This is a genomic window from Floridaenema aerugineum BLCC-F46, from assembly GCF_041929345.1.
Taxonomy (GTDB): Bacteria; Cyanobacteriota; Cyanobacteriia; order Cyanobacteriales; family Aerosakkonemataceae; genus Floridanema; species Floridanema aerugineum.
This window is the reverse complement of the sequence record NZ_JBHFNQ010000223.1, coordinates 1-16601: the sequence shown is the minus strand read 5'-3', so window position 1 is coordinate 16601 and position 16601 is coordinate 1. Positions and strand designations below refer to the sequence as shown.

Genomic DNA, 16601 nt, shown 5'->3' with positions numbered 1-16601 from the left:
GTTTTTTTTTGTTTTTTTTTTTTTTTTTTTATTAAAAAAAAAAAAAATTTTGGTTGTTGGCTGCCCGCCCAAATATGTGCGCTTACGCCCAACAACGTACCTAGTTAGTAGCGCTTTCTAACATTTGAATACTACCATTATTGGCATCAATTTCTACTTCTATTCCTATAGGTAATGTGAATTTGTTGGGAATATGACCAATAGCTGCACCATACCAAGCGGGAATTTTTAATGGTTTAATATGATCTTGTAAAACTTGCATTAATGTTAAAGACTGTTCGGGTTTTTCGGGGTCACATTTGGTACATTGACCGAAAATAAAACCGGAGATGCGATCGAGTATTCCCGCAAGCTTTAATTGGGTTAACATTCGATCGACTCGGTAAACTTCTTCGCCAATTTCTTCAATAAATAAGATACTTCCTTGCCAATTCGGTAAGTAAGCAGAACCTACCATTGCTGATAAAACTGATAAGTTACCACCGATTAATTTACCCCTAGCTTTTCCGGGAGTAATTGTTTCTACTTGTAAGGGTAAACTGCTGAGATTTTCACCAATAAAAGGTGAGTTTCGCATCGTGACAGCTTCTCCGTTAAACAGAATTCGCTGCACATAATTCACTGTAAATTGATTCCAAGTAGATGTGGCAACAGGCCCGTGAAAAGTGACAATTCCACTCAGAGCATAAATTGCTAAAAGTAGGGAAGTTATATCACTATAACCAATAATAATTTTGGGATTTTTTCTGATTAATTGGTAGTTTATTAATGGTAAAATTCGATTACAACCCCATCCACCGCGCAAGGTGAGAATTGCTTTAACTGATGGGTCAGCAAACATGGAATTAATGTCAGCAGCACGGTCAATATCTTTGCCAGCTAAGTAACCGTATCTGTCTAAAATATGGTTTCCTAATTTGTAATTTAATCCTAAATTTTTCAGGGTTTGTTTAACTTCTTCTACATCTTCTGAAGAAACGAAACTAGCAGGATTAACCAAACCAATTGGATCACCAAGTTTCAAATTAGGTGGTTTTACAATTGGTTGGGAAAGTGAGTGAGCTTGAGCAATTTTTGGTAATTGACTGGTGAAGGCGGCGAGTCCCAAAGCTTGCAGAAATTGGCGGCGATCGCAATTCATGTATCCACCCAAACTGTCACCGCTGCTACAGCGATTAACATTTCATCATTTTTATCATTAAGAGATGCGATCGCTCTCCCTTCAACTACCATTCCGCCAGCTTCTAAAGTTAAAGTTTTTTGTCCAAAAGGTAGCACTGCTAATACTTCTTCTTGGCGCACTTGTTCGGGGTAAGGAACGGCAACTTTTACCTCAACAATCATCTGATTTGGATCGCTTAAACCTGCGACTTCCCAAACTCCGGGTAAGGCATTGTGTGCGATCGCATTTCGCACCGCCCTAGCTGCCGCTACAGTTGGTTCCTGTCCGTGCTGATCCACGCCCATTCCCATTTCAATAACCAAACGTTTTCTAGTCACTTTCACCTCTTAATTTGCTGATTACTTAACCAAGTTTGTTTCCTTTTGCAGTTCCATAACAAACTGCACTATTGGCAGATTATTATCCTTCCAATTTAAGCGCTGTTCCCGAACTAGTTTTAGGTGAGGTTCTATATTTTTCGGGCTGATCATTTTCCCAAAATTTGCCGGAACTTCTTCCAATTTATAGTTATAAATCCGGTTCATAATTAAGTTAGCAAGTTCATCTCGATAATGTACGCTATCCACAAAATGGTTCATATTATCTCCGATAGCTTCTGTCGTTAGATCGCTGTAACTAGCAAAGTCCCAAACCGGAGTTATTTTAACAATTTGGCGTTTCCAATCTTCAAATTCTGACCAAATACCAGCCCGATTAATTAGTTCTAATTGGGCGGCGTGTACTGGTGCAATAAACACTTTTAGCTTAATATTACGTTTTTTACAAGTATCAACAATTGCTTTAAAAGCCGCTAACTCTTCTTCCGAAAGATTATAGTCCTTGTAGAGGGTTTTTTCCGTCAAATACATCCTCATTACCCTCTTAAAATTGCTATATCTGTCGCTATCTTTATACAGAGTAGCTTCTACCTTTGCTGGTTTAACTTTAGGTTTTGCTACAGGAGTTTTCGGCTTTTGTTTATTTGTGGGCGGCTTGACAAGTTGCGCCCTACTAACAGGTTTTTTCACCTGTTTTTCTACCTTTTGAGCAGGTTTCTTAGTTGGCTTTTTCGGAGATTTTGTAGTTGGCTTCTGGTTAGTTTTCTTGGCTGACTCTTTCCGGTTTTTTGTGACCTTTTTTCTATTTTTGGATTTGAGACTATCCGAGGATTTGCGATCGATTCTTGCCGCTAAAACCTGAGATTTTTTTTTCCCCTCAGTTTTTGGTTGTTCTCCCGGTGGCGATAAAGGTAAATCAGTTGCAGTAATTTTTCTTAAGCTAGCAGCGAAAGTATCCAAAGAAAAATTAATTTTGACTAATTCAGGAATAGTTACACTGTACTTATTGGTTCTAACTACAGTTACTTCTTGGGGCTTTTCTGGCTGAGTTTCTGGAGTTGGTTTTACTAATTTTTTTTGCCCACCAAAAGCGAAGAAATCCAGACTCAGTACTACTTCTTGTAAATCAGGATGATTAGCCAAAGTATCATCAAAATAACTTTTAATATCCCGCATTTTCGCCCCAGGTAAAGCCAAGTTATAAACTGGTTGTACCTTTAAAGCTGGGTGTTCTGTAGATAATTTTAAAGCTGTAGATGTACCTAAAAACACTGCTTTAGGCTGAATTTTAGTAATACTAAGAGTCGCTAAATTTATTTTAAATCGCTCGGCTCTATATCTATTTCTCTGCTCTAAAGTAGTTGGTTTGGGTTGATTTGTATTTTCTACCTTTGGCTGATCTGGTTTAGTTGCTGGCGGCGGAGAGTCCCCAGCAAAATTAAATTGATTCTCCTCCGTTTCCGTCAGATTTTTGATTACGCCATAAGGATCGACAACTAAATTGAAAATAGCAATGGAAGCTAAATTCAACCCTACCAAAGGTAGAAACAACAAATTAAATAGGCGATAATTTTTACTATTAATCATTGCTAAAACTGGAAGTAAAGGAACTCAGAAACTCGGTTTAAAGATAGTAGACACAAAGCAGCAAGAGTAGTCAAATATATTACCCATAATAAATTGGGTTTAAACCATTGCAGCATTTGATTGGTATTGGGTAAAACTGTCACACCTACCAGTAATGCAGCTAAAACAATTAAACTTTCTCCCCCTCCTTTTAAGTAGGGAAAGTTTTGGGTAAACTTCACTCCCAGGGGAGATAACCAACCCAATAAACTTTCATAATTGCTAGCAATAACAATACCTTTTGCACCAAACATTGCTTGTAAAATTTGCCAAGCGTCAGCGGCATTCCGCGCCCGGAAAAACACCCAACTAACTACTACAGCGAGAAATGTAATTGTCCAACCTACTGATTTAGGTAAACTTTTACCATGTAATTTCCACCAATGATTAATTGATAAGTAAATTCCGTGTAAAGCACCCCAAATTACAAAAGTCCAACCCGCACCATGCCACAATCCACCTAACAACATGGTAATTATTAAGTTAGTGTAGCGGCGAATTTCTCCTTGGCGACTACCTCCTAAAGGAATGTATAAATAGTCTCTTAAAAAATTAGAAAGAGTGATGTGCCAGCGTCGCCAAAAATCACTAATAGAAAAGGCTTTATAAGGCGAATTAAAGTTAATTGGTAGCTTAATATTAAGCATTAAACCCAACCCTACTGCCATATCAGAGTAACCAGAAAAATCAAAATATAGCTGCAAAGTGTAACTCAATGCACCCACCCAAGCTTCAATAAATGTTACTTGAGATGCGTTGTTAAATACAGGTGTAACCCAAGAGGCTATATTATCACCAATCAAAACTTTTTTGGCGAGTCCTAAAATAAATATGGCTAAACCCATCGCCATATTTTTATGAGAAAATACATAATTTCTTAATTTATGAAATTGCGGTATTACCTCTTTATTGTCTGATATTGGCCCTGCTATTACGTGAGGGAAAAATGCCACAAAAAGACTATGGGTAAGGAAATCAGATTGTTTAGCTTTACCGTTATAAGTATCTACTAAATAGGCAATTTGAATGAATGTATAAAAGGAAATTCCCAAGGGGAGAATAATTTGGGTAATTTGCCAGTTTGTCTGAAGTAGTTGACCTAACGAAGTAATAAAAAAATTGGCGTATTTAAAATAACCAAGTAATGCTAAGTCAAAGCCTATTCCCAGTAATAAAAATAATTTTGCTTTTTCAATATTTGGTTGGGCTTGTTCGATGCACTTGCCAATTAAATAATTAACACTGATGGAAATTAGTAACAGTGGCAAATAGGAAACGTTCCAGTTAGCGTAGAACACTAAAGAAGCGATAAGTAACCAAGTTCTAGCAATGGTAATTAAACCTAACTTGGTTAAAGTGAAAAAGACTATTAGGGTAATCGGCAAAAAGCCTAAGATAAAACTATAGGAGTTGAACAGCACAGTTTGATACTAAGAAAGAGAACAAATTGCGATCGCTGTTAATTATATAATACTTGTCAACTTTTTTGACTGTTATTACAGTAATAGGTAATTTCAGCCCTCATCAATTAATTTACATAATTCTTGATAATTTCTTTCCATGCTGCATAGCCTTCTCCATTTAAATGAATCCCATCATTTGTGTAACGATAAGCTAGTTCATTGTCGATCGTAAAAAATGAATATAGATCGATATACTGATAGCTAAATTCCCCGGCTAAAACCCGCAATTCTTCGTTTAGCCGAAACACTAAGTTATTATCCACTGGTTTTTTAAAGCGACTATTCACTGGCAAAACGCTTTGAACATATACTTCAGTTCGGGGACTTGATTGTTTAATATTAGCCAGCGCCAACCTATATTTTCTTACTATTTCTTCTAATGTTTGGTTGCTAATTACATCATTGATCCCGATCATCATAAATATTTTTTTCGGACGACTAACTGTTACTTGATCCAATCTTTTTATCATTCCGTAAAGGTTATCTCCACTAATACCTCTATTTTTAATATTTGGATTTTCCAAGATCTCCGACCATTCACAACGTTCGATTAGGCTATCTCCTAAAAATACAATATCATTGGGACTTTGAGGGATTTTTTCAAATAAACTTTTCCGGTCTAAATAGTAAGCAGAAAATCTAGCTGGCTGGGTATTATTACTAAAATATCTCCCTAATAACTGCTCACTCATCAAATAAGAAGTTAAGCCTTTTTTGGGAATCAAAACTATTACATAACTCAAAAATAAAATATTTAGGGTTATGGAAAAGACCATCCCCCAGTTTTTTTTCATTGATTTAGGTGATAGAAGCATTTTACTGATGAAAAATCAAAAATATAACTAACGATATACCAGGGTAGGGTTGCTGTCAAGTATCTTAACTCTATAAGAGTTATAAAATCAACTCAATCTAGCGGTACATTCTAAAATTAATTTTTGATTAATTAAGGCATGAGGCTGAATTTCTAATACTTTGTGAAAAGCTTGGATCGCCTCCCGATATTCGCCGATCGCAGCGTGACACAATCCTAACCCGTGAAGTGCGCCAAAATGAATCGGATTGAGCTTAATTACCATTTTGCAGTCGGCAATTGCTTTTCTGTACTCTCCAATTGAGTAGTATAAAACTGCACGTCGATTCCAAGCTTCTGCAAAGTCTGGTAAATCAGAAATTAGCTGTGTGAGTGCTATTTCTGCTTCTTTAACTTCTCCGGCTTCTAGTAATAATTGAGCCTGACGAATTATTTCAAATCCGATCGCACCTTTTTGCTCAAACCATATCCGCCAAAGTTCTGAGGTGGCGCGATCGCGTATTTCCTCGTCAGGATTTTTTAAATCTTTCAATAATTCATTAATGCGGTAGTCATTCATAATCTATTTACCCGAAAAAACGATTAAATAAACAAGCTAAGATTCAGAGACTTAGTGAATTTTTCTAAGAAAAATATCCCAGCTTTAGAATTACCAATATGATCGAGAGCCGGACTATAACAAGCGATCGCACCTGCTGAAGGTACAATAGATAATAGCGCACCACTCACCCCCGATTTAGTTGGTAAACCTACTCTGACAGCAAAACTAGCGGATGCTTCATACAATCCACAAGTCAGCATTAAAGCATTCACAATGCGCCGATTTTCTCCAGAAATCCCCCCTTTTTCTTGTGCCAGTAACATTCCCAATTTTGCTAAATCACTGACATTTCCCGCCAAGCAACAAATGTGATTATAAGTGTCGATCGCAATTTCGGGAGCATTTAAAAAACCAGATTCAAACATTACTTTCGCGATCGCTCGATTGCGTTCTCCACCAGCCGCAACTACAGAATTTAGCATCGCTTTATCCAATACTAAATTAGTTCCCGCACGTTGATTTAACCATTGACGCAAATTTTCACAACGAGAAAAACCATTATCACCAGGTAATAGAGAAGCTAGTGCGATCGCGCCACTATTAATCATCGGATTTCTCGGCCAACCTTTGTCAGCTTCTAACTGTTCGATCGAGAAAAAAGGTTGGTCAGACGGCTGCATTCCCACATGAGAAAATACCGCCTCTTTACCCATTTTCTCCAACAAACATAGCAGCACAAAAGGCTTAATTACACTCATTAAAACAAAAGGTATTTCCGTTTCCCCAAACCTAAAACTTTCCCCAGAGGTGCAATTAATTTCCACAGCAAACCATTCAGGATTAACTTGAGCCAACAGGGGAATATAATCAGGTAATCTACCCCCTTGACTGTAACTTCTTGCCTGTACAGCTAAAAACTCCAATTGAGCTTGAGTTAAATTAGATAACTTCGCTGAATTCATCATCTATTAGCCAACACTACAGAATAGGATTCAGCCGCTTTAATAAAAGCATTAACATCTTCCTCTTTAGTATTATACGCTGTGACTAATCTTAAAGTAGTCGAATCTTCCCCTTCCCACCGATAAAACTGGAAACCTTCCGCAAAAAGACCTTGAATCACAACTTCCGGCAATTGAATAAAAATTTCATTCGCTTCTACCGGATGACAAAGTTTGGCCCCTGGTAAACAACTTAAACCCTGAATTAATTTAGCTGTCATCTTATTAGCATGAGTCGCATTTTTTAACCACAAATCATCCTTAATATATGCTTCTAACTGCACCGATAAAAATCGCATTTTTGAGAATAAATGTCCCCCACGTTTGCGCCGAAAAGCAAATGATTCTGCTAATTGCTGTTTAAAAAATACCACCGCTTCTGCTGCCATTGCTCCATTTTTAGTAGCACCAAAAGACAAGATATCCACACCAGCACGCCAAGTCATTTCTGCGGGAGTACAACCTAAAGAAACGATCGCATTAGCAAACCTTGCTCCATCAAGATGTAAGCTGAGATTATGCGCGTGAGTCACTTCTGCAATTTGGCGAATTTCATCCACAGTATAAACTGTTCCGGCTTCAGTTGCTTGGGTAATACTAACAGCAGCAGGTTGAATATGATGCACAATTCCTGCACCTGCATTTTTTAATTTTACTGCTAAATCTTCAGCGCTAAATTTGCCATGTTCCCCAGGAATTGTGACTAATTTAGCACCACCTGTATAGAACTCTGGCGCACCACATTCATCGAGGTTAATATGGGATTCATTGTGGCAATAAATCGCACCATAAGGAGGGGTAATTACTGATAAAGCCAGAGAGTTAGCAGCAGAACCTGTGGCTACTGGAAAAACGATTACATCAGTTTCAAATAATTCGGAAAAAAGACTCTGTAATCTTTGTGTGTATTGTTCGTTACCATAAGGCATAGTTGTGCCTTGATTAGCAGCAATTAATGCTGCCATGATTTCCGGTGCTACGCCTGTGACATTATCGCTACAGAAATTCATTAACTTCAGAGGTTAGTTGCGACTGTTCTATTGGAATGATAAAGAAAAAAACAAAAATCTTCCACTTTAAACAGTGACAATTTATTTTACCAGGCGATCGCCTCTCTCTCCCGGAAAAATCCCCCCGTCGGCCCATCATCCGGCAAAGTTGCCAACCAAACAATTGTATCAGCCCCTTGCTCAGTTGTCCGAGGTGCATTTGGCCCCCCCATATCCGTTTTTACCCACCCTGGACAAACCGAATTCACCAAAATATTCGTCCCTTGCAACTCATAAGCAAACATTTTAGTAAGGGAATTCAACGCAGTTTTTGACATCCGATAAGCAGGATATCCACTTCTCATTTCTTGCAATTGTCCCGCACCAGAAGAAACATTTACCACCCGTCCATAATTATTGATTTGCATTAAGGGAATTAACGCCTGACAAATTAATAATGGCCCATATACATTGGTTTCGATCATTTGCTGGATAGTGCTGATTTTCGCTTTAAAAACACTTGAACCATCAGCGGAAAAATCCAATGCGATCGCAGCATTATTTACCAAAATATCTAATTTTCCAAACCGCTCACGAATGAACTGAGCCAGATGTTCAATACTTTCGGCATTAGTCACATCTAGAGGGTAACTACTAACATCTAAACCTTCTGATTGTAGTTGTTCTGCGGCAGCTTTCCCTTTGGTTTCATCGCGACTGGTGAGAATAACTTGAATGTCCTTTTTTGCCAATTGGCGACAAGTTTCAAAGCCGATTCCGCGATTTGCACCTGTGACGATGGCGAGTTTTTTACTGGTCATTTGTCTTCCTCCATTAGCCATATTTCAATGTTGTTATTTTCTGGTGATTATCTGAGAGAATATATCTTTTACGATCACCCTCCTTCAGTTGAAAAAGAGTGATCGCTCCCAACCTACCAAATTTTTACAAACTATTTCTGCTAATGGCTCATGAACTGGAAAATTTCCACTAACGTTTGTAAAATCTAGCCTTATGTACCTTAATAGCTCTGCTGTCTTCTCCGACAATAGCTGGCAACACTTGCAAACGATCCCCAATCTTAATTTCTGTCCAATACTGACGATCTAGACGGCTAAAATTGTTCCGGTGTACATGGTACTGTTGTTTATTCAGATCCTCAGCGAACAAAAATCCTTTGTCTTCTCCTTTACTATTCGGAGACGGTATATAATATACCCTCACAAGGAGCCAACTACCGTCCTGTTCGCGATCTGGCTCAACTGCAACCACATTTGATACCTCGATCAAGTTCTGCCATCTGTCAGAGTTCAGAGGATTATTACCTTCTTTAATCGACAGCATTGACAAATCCTTGACCCATTTTCGCACATCTGAATGATCGAGTTTGTAGTCATCATGCACCTGACACATCCGAGTTAGATGTTTGTCTACAAAGTCAGTAAACTTCAATTTTGCGTCTTCACTAAGCCTATGATTGTTAATTGTTGCGTAGGCTAGCTCTTTTAGAAGTTTCATGCCCTCATCTACATAAGCACCCACATAGCCTTCCAAGTCAAATACCTGACTTAGCACATCAACTGCTTCAGACAACTTCTTTACATTTCCAGTATGTCCATACAAATCCGCAGAGCCTCGCAGTGCTTGAGATCGCAGTAAACCATAGGTTCCCCTCATGTCTCCAACATTCTGCCAGTTCTTAGTATCCTCGATAACTTGTTCGGTCTCACCAAGCCAAATCAGAGGAATCCAGTAGTTCTTAATAACCAAACTTGCATGATAGGCATCAGATAGCTCAGGATTGCCCCATCCCAGTTTTACCAAGCCCTCAGCAACAGTTTTGGCTTCCACAAGCTCTCGGTCTATCCGACGTTCATTCGATAAAACTAACCCTGAAGCCAAGTCGGGCGGTTCCATCTGCCAAGCTTGCAGAAGGGCGCGTTTCCCCTCTAAGCGGTCATGAAGCTTGAGCAAGATGAGACCCCGAATGCGGTGAAGCACCGACTGATCTTTGTAAGCATTAATAGCTTGCTTAACCTTATTGAGACTTTCAGACAAACGATATCGATCAAAGGACGAGGAGGGGCGGAACAATTCCCGAAAAGCATCTGCTGCGATCACTTGTACATGGTCTGGAGCAGACTCAGGGACATAAGTTCTTGAAAGAGGATTGGTTTTCTGAGTACTCCGCTGATTCCTAATTTCGATTAGTGTCTGGTTTGCCTTTTGCAGCTGTTCTCTTACAGATGTTCTCACACCTAGATCAATAGGATGAACAAGTAAATAGTCTCGCACAGTGGAACTAAGAGTGTAGCTTTCCTCAGCTTGATCTGGAATCCTTGTAACTAAACTTGTCACCCCTAACTGACTGAATGCTTCAGCAATCTCATCATCATTTCGTTGAAGCAAGTCGCAAGCTTTTGGTCGGCTGAGTACAGGCGTTTCAAAAAGGCATTCAAGAACTTCGAGTGAAACACGCGACAGCGCATTAATGAGATTTTGATAGGCAAACTCAAGTACTTGTTCCTTTGCTACAGTTTGAGCCTGAATTAGTGGTTTTCCTGCATTAAACCCATCAATTGTTAGACGAATTGCAATGGGGATCGAATCACAGGCTTGAACAAGATTTTTGAGTTCATCTTCACTGATTCGCTTTCCGCTACTCTTAGAAAGATAGGTGCGTGCAAGTTCTTGAGAACCGTTGTTGTCCAATGGATTTAATTTAATCCTGGTAGCTGAGTTTACATCAATGCGGCTGGTAACAATAACTCGCCATTCACGGGGTAGGTTACGGTAGAAAGAGTCAAAGATTTTGGGATCATCTTTGAGTATGGTTTCAAGGTTATCAAGACAAAGAAGAATTCTCTTGGTTTTAAACTTCTGACATACTTCATCAAATGTTAATTCAGGAATGCCTTCTTCTTCTCCTAGTGCTTGAGCAATACAGTCACGCAGTCCTTCAATGCTGACAGCTGGCGCTATTTGTGTAACGATACCATCTGAAGTCAAAACCTCCGTTTTAGAGCTGAAATAAAGAATTTGATCAACCCACGCTGCCGACTCTGGTGAAGACACAATTTCTCTAAGAGCTTGTAATATAAGTGCTGTCTTACCCAGTCCACCTGGTGCAACTAGCGCAATTAAAAGGTTGCGTTCATTTGCTATCTCTTTTATTATCTCCGAAAGCTCTTTCTTTCTACCCTTTAGACCAGTTATGTCATGTTCAAAATGCTGTGGTAGATTGTTAGGAATAGACCAAATCGGCTCTTTCAACCACTCGTCTGGAGGTGTGGACAACCTTCCTGCTTCTGCTTCCACAAATGCTTGAGTGACCTCAAGGAACTGTAGCTTGTCAATCAACGGATCAGTGGCAATGGCTGCGACACGATGCCAATAGCTCGGATGAAAAGGTCTGTTAGGGTGACTAATGGCATTCCTGATATTAAATACCTCAAGTACATTGAATAAATCTCTCAGTCTCTTGAGGTGTTCTTCTTCCGGTTGCCCCTTTACTGTAGCTTGAGCCATGCTCAAAACTTCTTCCAAATAAGTAGCGGCAACGATATTACTAGTTGTCGAACCGTCAAAGGAGCGCTTTGCTTTCTCTTCGCGCTGTTTGATTTGAGCAACAGTGCTAGCTGGAAGTTCAGTCGGATCTTTTTTCTCAGTACGAACAAAATTACCTAGAGTTTGTTCTAACTGGTAAAGTACCATTGCACTTTTCCTAAGCCATTGCACTGACTTATCCGATCCACTTAGCTTTTCATTCATTGGAATCAGCTGGTTTGATAATTGATACTACATTCTCTATCAGAGGGTAGAGACTAGTTTAGGATTCCCTTGTGATTTTGCTAGGTCTATAGTTTAAATATTATTTTAATATTTCTTAAACAAACTAAATATTTCTTTTTATTAATTTACAAGAATCGAAAATTTAATAAAATAAACAATAATAGGATGGGCATTATTCATCCTATCTCAAAAATATTCGAGTAAAAGTTTAAATTTTTCACACTAACTGATTCAAAACTGGCTGTTTAACAATTGCATCTCCTGTCTGCACATCAAACCAATGAATTGACTCATTAGGCAATGCCAAAGTTATCTCTTCTCCACTCCATTTTTGATGAATTGGCACCAAAGCCCGTACTATTATTTCTTCTTTCTCTGAACCAGCAACCCGCACACTAATTAAATAGTGCATTCCTAAATTTTCCACCAAAAATATCCTACCTTTAATTGTATTTATATCTTCTGATTCTGCCAAAGTTACATTTTCCGGGCGAATTCCTAAAACAATGCTATTTGGAGGAGTTTGCATATCGGGAATTGGGATTCTAAAATTACCCAACATTGCGTAACGTCCTTGGCAAAGAAGCGTTAACAAATTCATTTGGGGACTACCAACAAAACCCGCGACAAATACATTAGCTGGATTGTTATAAATCCGTTCTGGCGCATCAAGTTGTTGCACATCTCCCTTATTCAGAACAGCAACTTTTGAGGAAAGAGTCATTGCTTCTGTTTGATCGTGAGTTACATAGACAACAGGAACTTTTTGGGCGGCAAATAATTGTTTAATTTCTGCCCGAACTCTTTCCCGTAAAAGTGCATCTAAATTGCTTAAAGGTTCATCTAATAAAAATACATCTGGGCGACGAACTAAAGCGCGTGCTAAAGCAACTCTTTGTCTTTGTCCGCCTGACATTTGACCGGGTTTTCGGTTCATTAAATCTTCTAAACCTAAGACGCTTGCTGCTTCTGCTACTCGTTGTTTAATTTCTTGGGAAGGTGTTTTTTTCAGTTTTAAACCGGAAGCAATGTTATCGTAAACTGTTAAGTGAGGATAAAGGGCGTAACTTTGAAAAACCATTGCAATATTTCGATCGCCCGGACGCACCCCAGTAACATTTCTTTCACCAATCAAAACTTGACCGCGAGTAGGTTCTTCCAACCCAGCAATTAACCTTAAAATTGTCGATTTTCCACAACCAGAAGGGCCAAGTAAGGTAAGAAATTCCCCATCTTCTACAGTCAAATTCACATTTTTTACGGGAATAACTTTGGGAGTATAAGTCTTATTTAAATTTTTTATTTCTAGTTTAGCCATTGTTTTATTTTTCCTTAAGTTTCAAACAATTTATCCTTTAACAGCACCAGCAGTTAAACCCTGAACAATCTTGCGTTGGAAGAACAAAACCAACAATACTAAAGGTAATGTTCCTAAAACTGTTGCAGCTGCGATCGGTCCATAAGGTATTTCAAAAGCTGAAGCACCACCTAATTGGGCAGCAGCAACCGGAATAGTTTTCATATTTTCCTGTGTCATGAAAGTCAGGGCAAAAATGAACTCATTCCAAGCAGCAATAAAGGTAAGAATTCCTGTAGTTACTAACGCCGGAACTGTCATCGGCAACAAAATTTGGATTAGCATCTGCCAGGTGTTATAACCATCGACTTTGGCAGCATCTTCCAAGTCTTTTGGTAATTGTTCAAAAAAGCTACGTAATACCAAAATCGTCAAAGGTAAATTAATGGCAGTATAAGGAATGATTAGCGCCAAATAGTTGTTTGCTAATCCTAATTTTTGGATGATTTCTAACAATCCCAAAAACAACAAAATTCCCGGAAACAAAGTAACTATCAGAACACTTGCTAAAATTGGTCTTTTACCCCTAATATTTAACCGGGCTAAAGTATAAGCAGCAGGTGCGCCAATTGCTAAAGCTAAAAGTGTGGAAGTAATTGATACGAAAGCACTATTAAAAATGTAGCGTAAAAATGGACGGCGATCGAATAATTCAATGTAATGGGCGAGAGTAAAACGAGTGGGAAAATAAATTGTGGGAACCGCAGAAATATCTTCATTGACTTTAAATGAAGTCAACAGTTGCCATAAAACTGGTGCTAAACAGAAGACTAGCACTAAAATAATCGCGATAAATAAGAGGATTCTTTTCCAGCTTATTTTTATTTCTTTTGTTGGTCTTTCTTGAGTAATTACAGTCATGGTTTAAGCAACTCCTGACAATCTTTTCCGCATCTTGCTGAGTAGAAAACTGGCGATCGCAACTGCTAAAATCAATAACAGAAATGTTACCACCACCAAAGCTGAACCATAGCCAAAATCTAAATAACGCATCACCGTTGCGTAGATATAAAGAGAAACAACTTCCGTCGCCCCACCTGGGCCACCTCCTGTCATTACACTAATTAAATCGAACACTCCAAAAGATTGGGCGAATCGAAATAATAGCGCAATTAAAATTTGTGGCATCAACAAAGGTAGCGTTATTTTATAAAAGCTTTGCCAAGGAGTTGCGCCATCAATTGCGTGTGCTTCGTAAAGGTCGGGAGAAATAGATTGCAACCCTGCTAATAACAAAATGCTAATAAAAGGAGTCGTTTTCCAAACATCAGCAATTATCACTGATACCATTGCCAAATTCGGATCTCCTAACCAGTTAATTCCGGTTTTAATTAAACCCAAACGTAACAAAATATCGTTGACAATACCAAACTGATCGTTAAAAATCCAAGCCCAAGCTAAAGCGATTAAAGCTGTAGGTAAAGCCCAAGGAATGATTGCTGAAGTTCTGACTAAAGAACGTCCGCGAAATCTTTCATTTAAAACTAAGGCAATTCCCAAACCTAATAATAATTCCAACAGTACAGCTACAACTGTAAAAACTGAAGTTATCCAAAAACTTTGCCAAAACCGACCATCTCCAGCCATGCGGATATAGTTATCTAAACCAGAGAAAACAGGCTTTAATTCTGTACCTAAATTCTGCGTAAATAAACTCAACCACAAAGCGCGGGCGATCGGATATCCATAAACAAACAACAGCAGTATTAAAGCTGGTAAAATTAATATCCAGCCCGTGCGTTGTTCTCGACTTTTAATTGTATCCACTTTGGTCATTTTTCGGTTTTTTTAAGAAGGGAACAAACAAGATTATGCTGACTTTTTCGCTTGACCAGCTTTGAGTAATCTGCGGGTTTCATCAGCAGCAGATTTCATGGCATTTTCGGGAGACATTCGACCTGTTAATGCCGCACTCAGATAACGTTGTAAAATATCCGATGTTTGTGCATATTGGGCAATTGGCGGACGTAAAACCGCGCTATCTACTACCTTCAGCAGTTGCGGAAAATGGGGATATTTTGCCACAATTTCTGGGTCGGTAAACAACTCTCTACGACTGGGTACATAGCCAGCTTTTAAAATAAATTGCCGTTGTGCTTCTCGACTGCTGAAATACTTAATTGCTTTCCAAGCTTCTTCTGGATGTTTGGTAGATTTAGAAATACCTAAACCCCAACCTCCTAAGCAAGCAGCCGAACTTTGACCAGGCGCATGAACCATTGGTTTAATGCCTATTTTTCCGTTAATTTTGGAAGTTTTTTGATTAGCTAAAGGCCAAACATAGGGCCAACTTCTCAAAAATACTGCTTGACCACTTTGGAAAATTCGTCTGGTTTCTTCTTCTTGATATGTTGTTACTCCAGGTGGGGAAACTCCTTGTGTAACTGTGTTTTGTAAAAAGGCGATCGCTTTTAAAGTTTCCGGTCTATCTAATCCCACTTCTAAATTATCAGGATTCACCCAAAAACCACCAAAACCTTCTAAAACTTCCATAAACATTGCCACCAATCCTTCATATTGGCGACCCTGCCAAATGTAACCCCATCTAACTTTGTCATTCCTTTGCAAATACTTGGAAATATTCATTAATTGTTCAAAGGTTTCTGGTGGTTTTAACCCCGCTTTTTTGAGCAAATCTTCTCGGTAATAAAGCATTCCTGCATCCGAACGCAGCGGAATTCGATACAATTTACCTTGGTAACGTCCCCCCTCTACATCTTTAGGCGAAAATGCTGCTAACTCCTGGGGAGTCATCCGATTTGTTAAATCCAACAACCACCCAGCAGCAGCAAATTTGGATGTCCAAATTACATCCATATTGACTAAATCGTAGGGAGAATCGCCCAAAATAAAAGCCGAAGTATACAAATCTTCGATTAAATTTGTCGCATTTGGCCCTTCAATAATATTAATCCGAATTCCAGGATTCTTCGACTCAAAATCTTTGACTAACCCCTGTCGCCAAGGGTCAGCATCAGGCGCAGTCATGAGTAAATTAAGAGTGACTGGCTGTTGTGCGATCGCTATCTTAGTTAATAAAATTATGCTCAAAAAAAGAGCAGCAAAAATTAAACTGCTGCGCCAAAATCCCAGGTTATGAAAAAACTTTTTCAGTCGATTTAGTGGCTGAATGTAACCCATTGTACTTGGTTAAATCGTAAAATATGTTAATTTTTTGAATGCCAAAACTATAGCCATCTTTCTGAGCTAACCCTATTTTTGAGTTAAGCTCAGATTAGACCTAAAACTGATGATACAGAAAATCCAAGTATATATATTTTAATTCACTTTTAAAGTTCAAGCAACTTCTAAAGATATAGTTTATTTGTTTAAAAAAATACTCCTTTTAGAAGTAGAAAAATTTCTCATAAAAGTGCTATTTCCGATGTGATATTATGAAGTTATATTAAATAGTTAAACTAACTTAATACAAAAAGGTACGTTGTTTGGGGTGATCAGAAAAAAAAAAAAAAAAAAAAAAAACACAAAAACAAAAATAAATTAAAAATATTTTTGGT

14 protein-coding genes are annotated in these 16601 nt (G+C 38.5%); all 14 read right to left on the bottom strand.

Annotated elements, in window-relative coordinates:
• Window positions 1–100: 100 nt before the first annotated feature.
• Window positions 101–1141, bottom strand: a complete 1041-nt coding sequence (locus tag ACE1CC_RS31535; protein ID WP_413274393.1) for a S66 peptidase family protein — start codon at window positions 1139–1141, stop codon at window positions 101–103.
• Complete coding sequence (locus tag ACE1CC_RS31530) at window positions 1138–1500, bottom strand: Lin0512 family protein (protein ID WP_413257909.1); 363 nt, start codon at window positions 1498–1500, stop codon at window positions 1138–1140. Before ACE1CC_RS31530 ends, ACE1CC_RS31535 begins: the two co-directional genes overlap by 4 nt.
• Before the next feature lie 21 nt (window positions 1501–1521).
• On the bottom strand, window positions 1522–3087 hold the full coding sequence (locus ACE1CC_RS31525; protein WP_413274392.1) for a hypothetical protein: 1566 nt from the start codon (window positions 3085–3087) through the stop codon (window positions 1522–1524).
• Window positions 3088–3089: 2 nt separating this feature from the next.
• Window positions 3090–4547: an MBOAT family O-acyltransferase gene (locus tag ACE1CC_RS31520; RefSeq protein ID WP_413274391.1), complete on the bottom strand. Its 1458-nt coding sequence runs from the start codon at window positions 4545–4547 to the stop codon at window positions 3090–3092.
• Between the two features lie 107 nt (window positions 4548–4654).
• Window positions 4655–5332 (bottom strand): GDSL-type esterase/lipase family protein, encoded by a 678-nt coding sequence (locus tag ACE1CC_RS31515; protein WP_413274390.1) that lies wholly within the window; start codon window positions 5330–5332, stop codon window positions 4655–4657.
• 159 nt (window positions 5333–5491) lie between these two features.
• The gene (locus tag ACE1CC_RS31510; RefSeq protein WP_413274389.1) at window positions 5492–5962 is read right to left on the bottom strand and encodes a tetratricopeptide repeat protein; all 471 of its coding nucleotides are present in this window, start codon (window positions 5960–5962) and stop codon (window positions 5492–5494) included.
• A 23-nt stretch (window positions 5963–5985) separates the two neighbouring features.
• Complete coding sequence (gene glsA / locus ACE1CC_RS31505) at window positions 5986–6906, bottom strand: glutaminase A (RefSeq protein WP_459563942.1); 921 nt, start codon at window positions 6904–6906, stop codon at window positions 5986–5988.
• Window positions 6906–7955, bottom strand: coding sequence for a threonine aldolase family protein (locus ACE1CC_RS31500; protein WP_413274387.1), 1050 nt, complete (start codon window positions 7953–7955; stop codon window positions 6906–6908). Before ACE1CC_RS31500 ends, glsA begins: the two co-directional genes overlap by 1 nt.
• An 86-nt stretch (window positions 7956–8041) precedes the next feature.
• Window positions 8042–8755, bottom strand: coding sequence for an SDR family oxidoreductase (locus ACE1CC_RS31495; protein WP_413274386.1), 714 nt, complete (start codon window positions 8753–8755; stop codon window positions 8042–8044).
• A gap of 169 nt (window positions 8756–8924) precedes the next feature.
• Window positions 8925–11705 (bottom strand): NB-ARC domain-containing protein, encoded by a 2781-nt coding sequence (locus ACE1CC_RS31490; protein ID WP_413274385.1) that lies wholly within the window; start codon window positions 11703–11705, stop codon window positions 8925–8927.
• A 238-nt stretch (window positions 11706–11943) separates the two neighbouring features.
• Window positions 11944–13044 carry an ABC transporter ATP-binding protein gene (locus ACE1CC_RS31485; RefSeq protein ID WP_413274384.1) on the bottom strand — a complete coding sequence of 367 codons (1101 nt, stop codon included), beginning with the start codon at window positions 13042–13044 and terminating at the stop codon, window positions 11944–11946.
• 30 nt (window positions 13045–13074) lie between these two features.
• A complete protein-coding gene (locus tag ACE1CC_RS31480) occupies window positions 13075–13944 on the bottom strand; it encodes a carbohydrate ABC transporter permease (protein WP_413274383.1) in 870 nt (289 codons plus the stop codon).
• Window positions 13945–13947: 3 nt separating this feature from the next.
• Window positions 13948–14859 carry a carbohydrate ABC transporter permease gene (locus tag ACE1CC_RS31475; protein ID WP_413274382.1) on the bottom strand — a complete coding sequence of 304 codons (912 nt, stop codon included), beginning with the start codon at window positions 14857–14859 and terminating at the stop codon, window positions 13948–13950.
• Between the two features lie 33 nt (window positions 14860–14892).
• Window positions 14893–16224, bottom strand: a complete 1332-nt coding sequence (locus ACE1CC_RS31470) for an ABC transporter substrate-binding protein (protein ID WP_413274381.1) — start codon at window positions 16222–16224, stop codon at window positions 14893–14895.
• Window positions 16225–16601 lie beyond the last annotated feature (377 nt).

Bases quoted from the DNA above. Each gene is read 5' to 3' on its own strand.
- ACE1CC_RS31535 (WP_413274393.1), bottom strand. From the start codon at position 1,141: ATGAATTGCGATCGCCGCCAATTTCTGCAAGCTTTGGGACTCGCCGCC.
- ACE1CC_RS31490 (WP_413274385.1), bottom strand. From the start codon at position 11,705: ATGAATGAAAAGCTAAGTGGATCGGATAAGTCAGTGCAATGGCTTAGG.
- ACE1CC_RS31495 (WP_413274386.1), bottom strand. From the start codon at position 8,755: ATGACCAGTAAAAAACTCGCCATCGTCACAGGTGCAAATCGCGGAATC.
- ACE1CC_RS31470 (WP_413274381.1), bottom strand. From the start codon at position 16,224: ATGGGTTACATTCAGCCACTAAATCGACTGAAAAAGTTTTTTCATAAC.
- ACE1CC_RS31485 (WP_413274384.1), bottom strand. From the start codon at position 13,044: ATGGCTAAACTAGAAATAAAAAATTTAAATAAGACTTATACTCCCAAA.
- ACE1CC_RS31475 (WP_413274382.1), bottom strand. From the start codon at position 14,859: ATGACCAAAGTGGATACAATTAAAAGTCGAGAACAACGCACGGGCTGG.
- ACE1CC_RS31480 (WP_413274383.1), bottom strand. From the start codon at position 13,944: ATGACTGTAATTACTCAAGAAAGACCAACAAAAGAAATAAAAATAAGC.
- ACE1CC_RS31510 (WP_413274389.1), bottom strand. From the start codon at position 5,962: ATGAATGACTACCGCATTAATGAATTATTGAAAGATTTAAAAAATCCT.
- ACE1CC_RS31525 (WP_413274392.1), bottom strand. From the start codon at position 3,087: ATGATTAATAGTAAAAATTATCGCCTATTTAATTTGTTGTTTCTACCT.
- ACE1CC_RS31500 (WP_413274387.1), bottom strand. From the start codon at position 7,955: ATGAATTTCTGTAGCGATAATGTCACAGGCGTAGCACCGGAAATCATG.
- glsA (WP_459563942.1), bottom strand. From the start codon at position 6,906: ATGAATTCAGCGAAGTTATCTAATTTAACTCAAGCTCAATTGGAGTTT.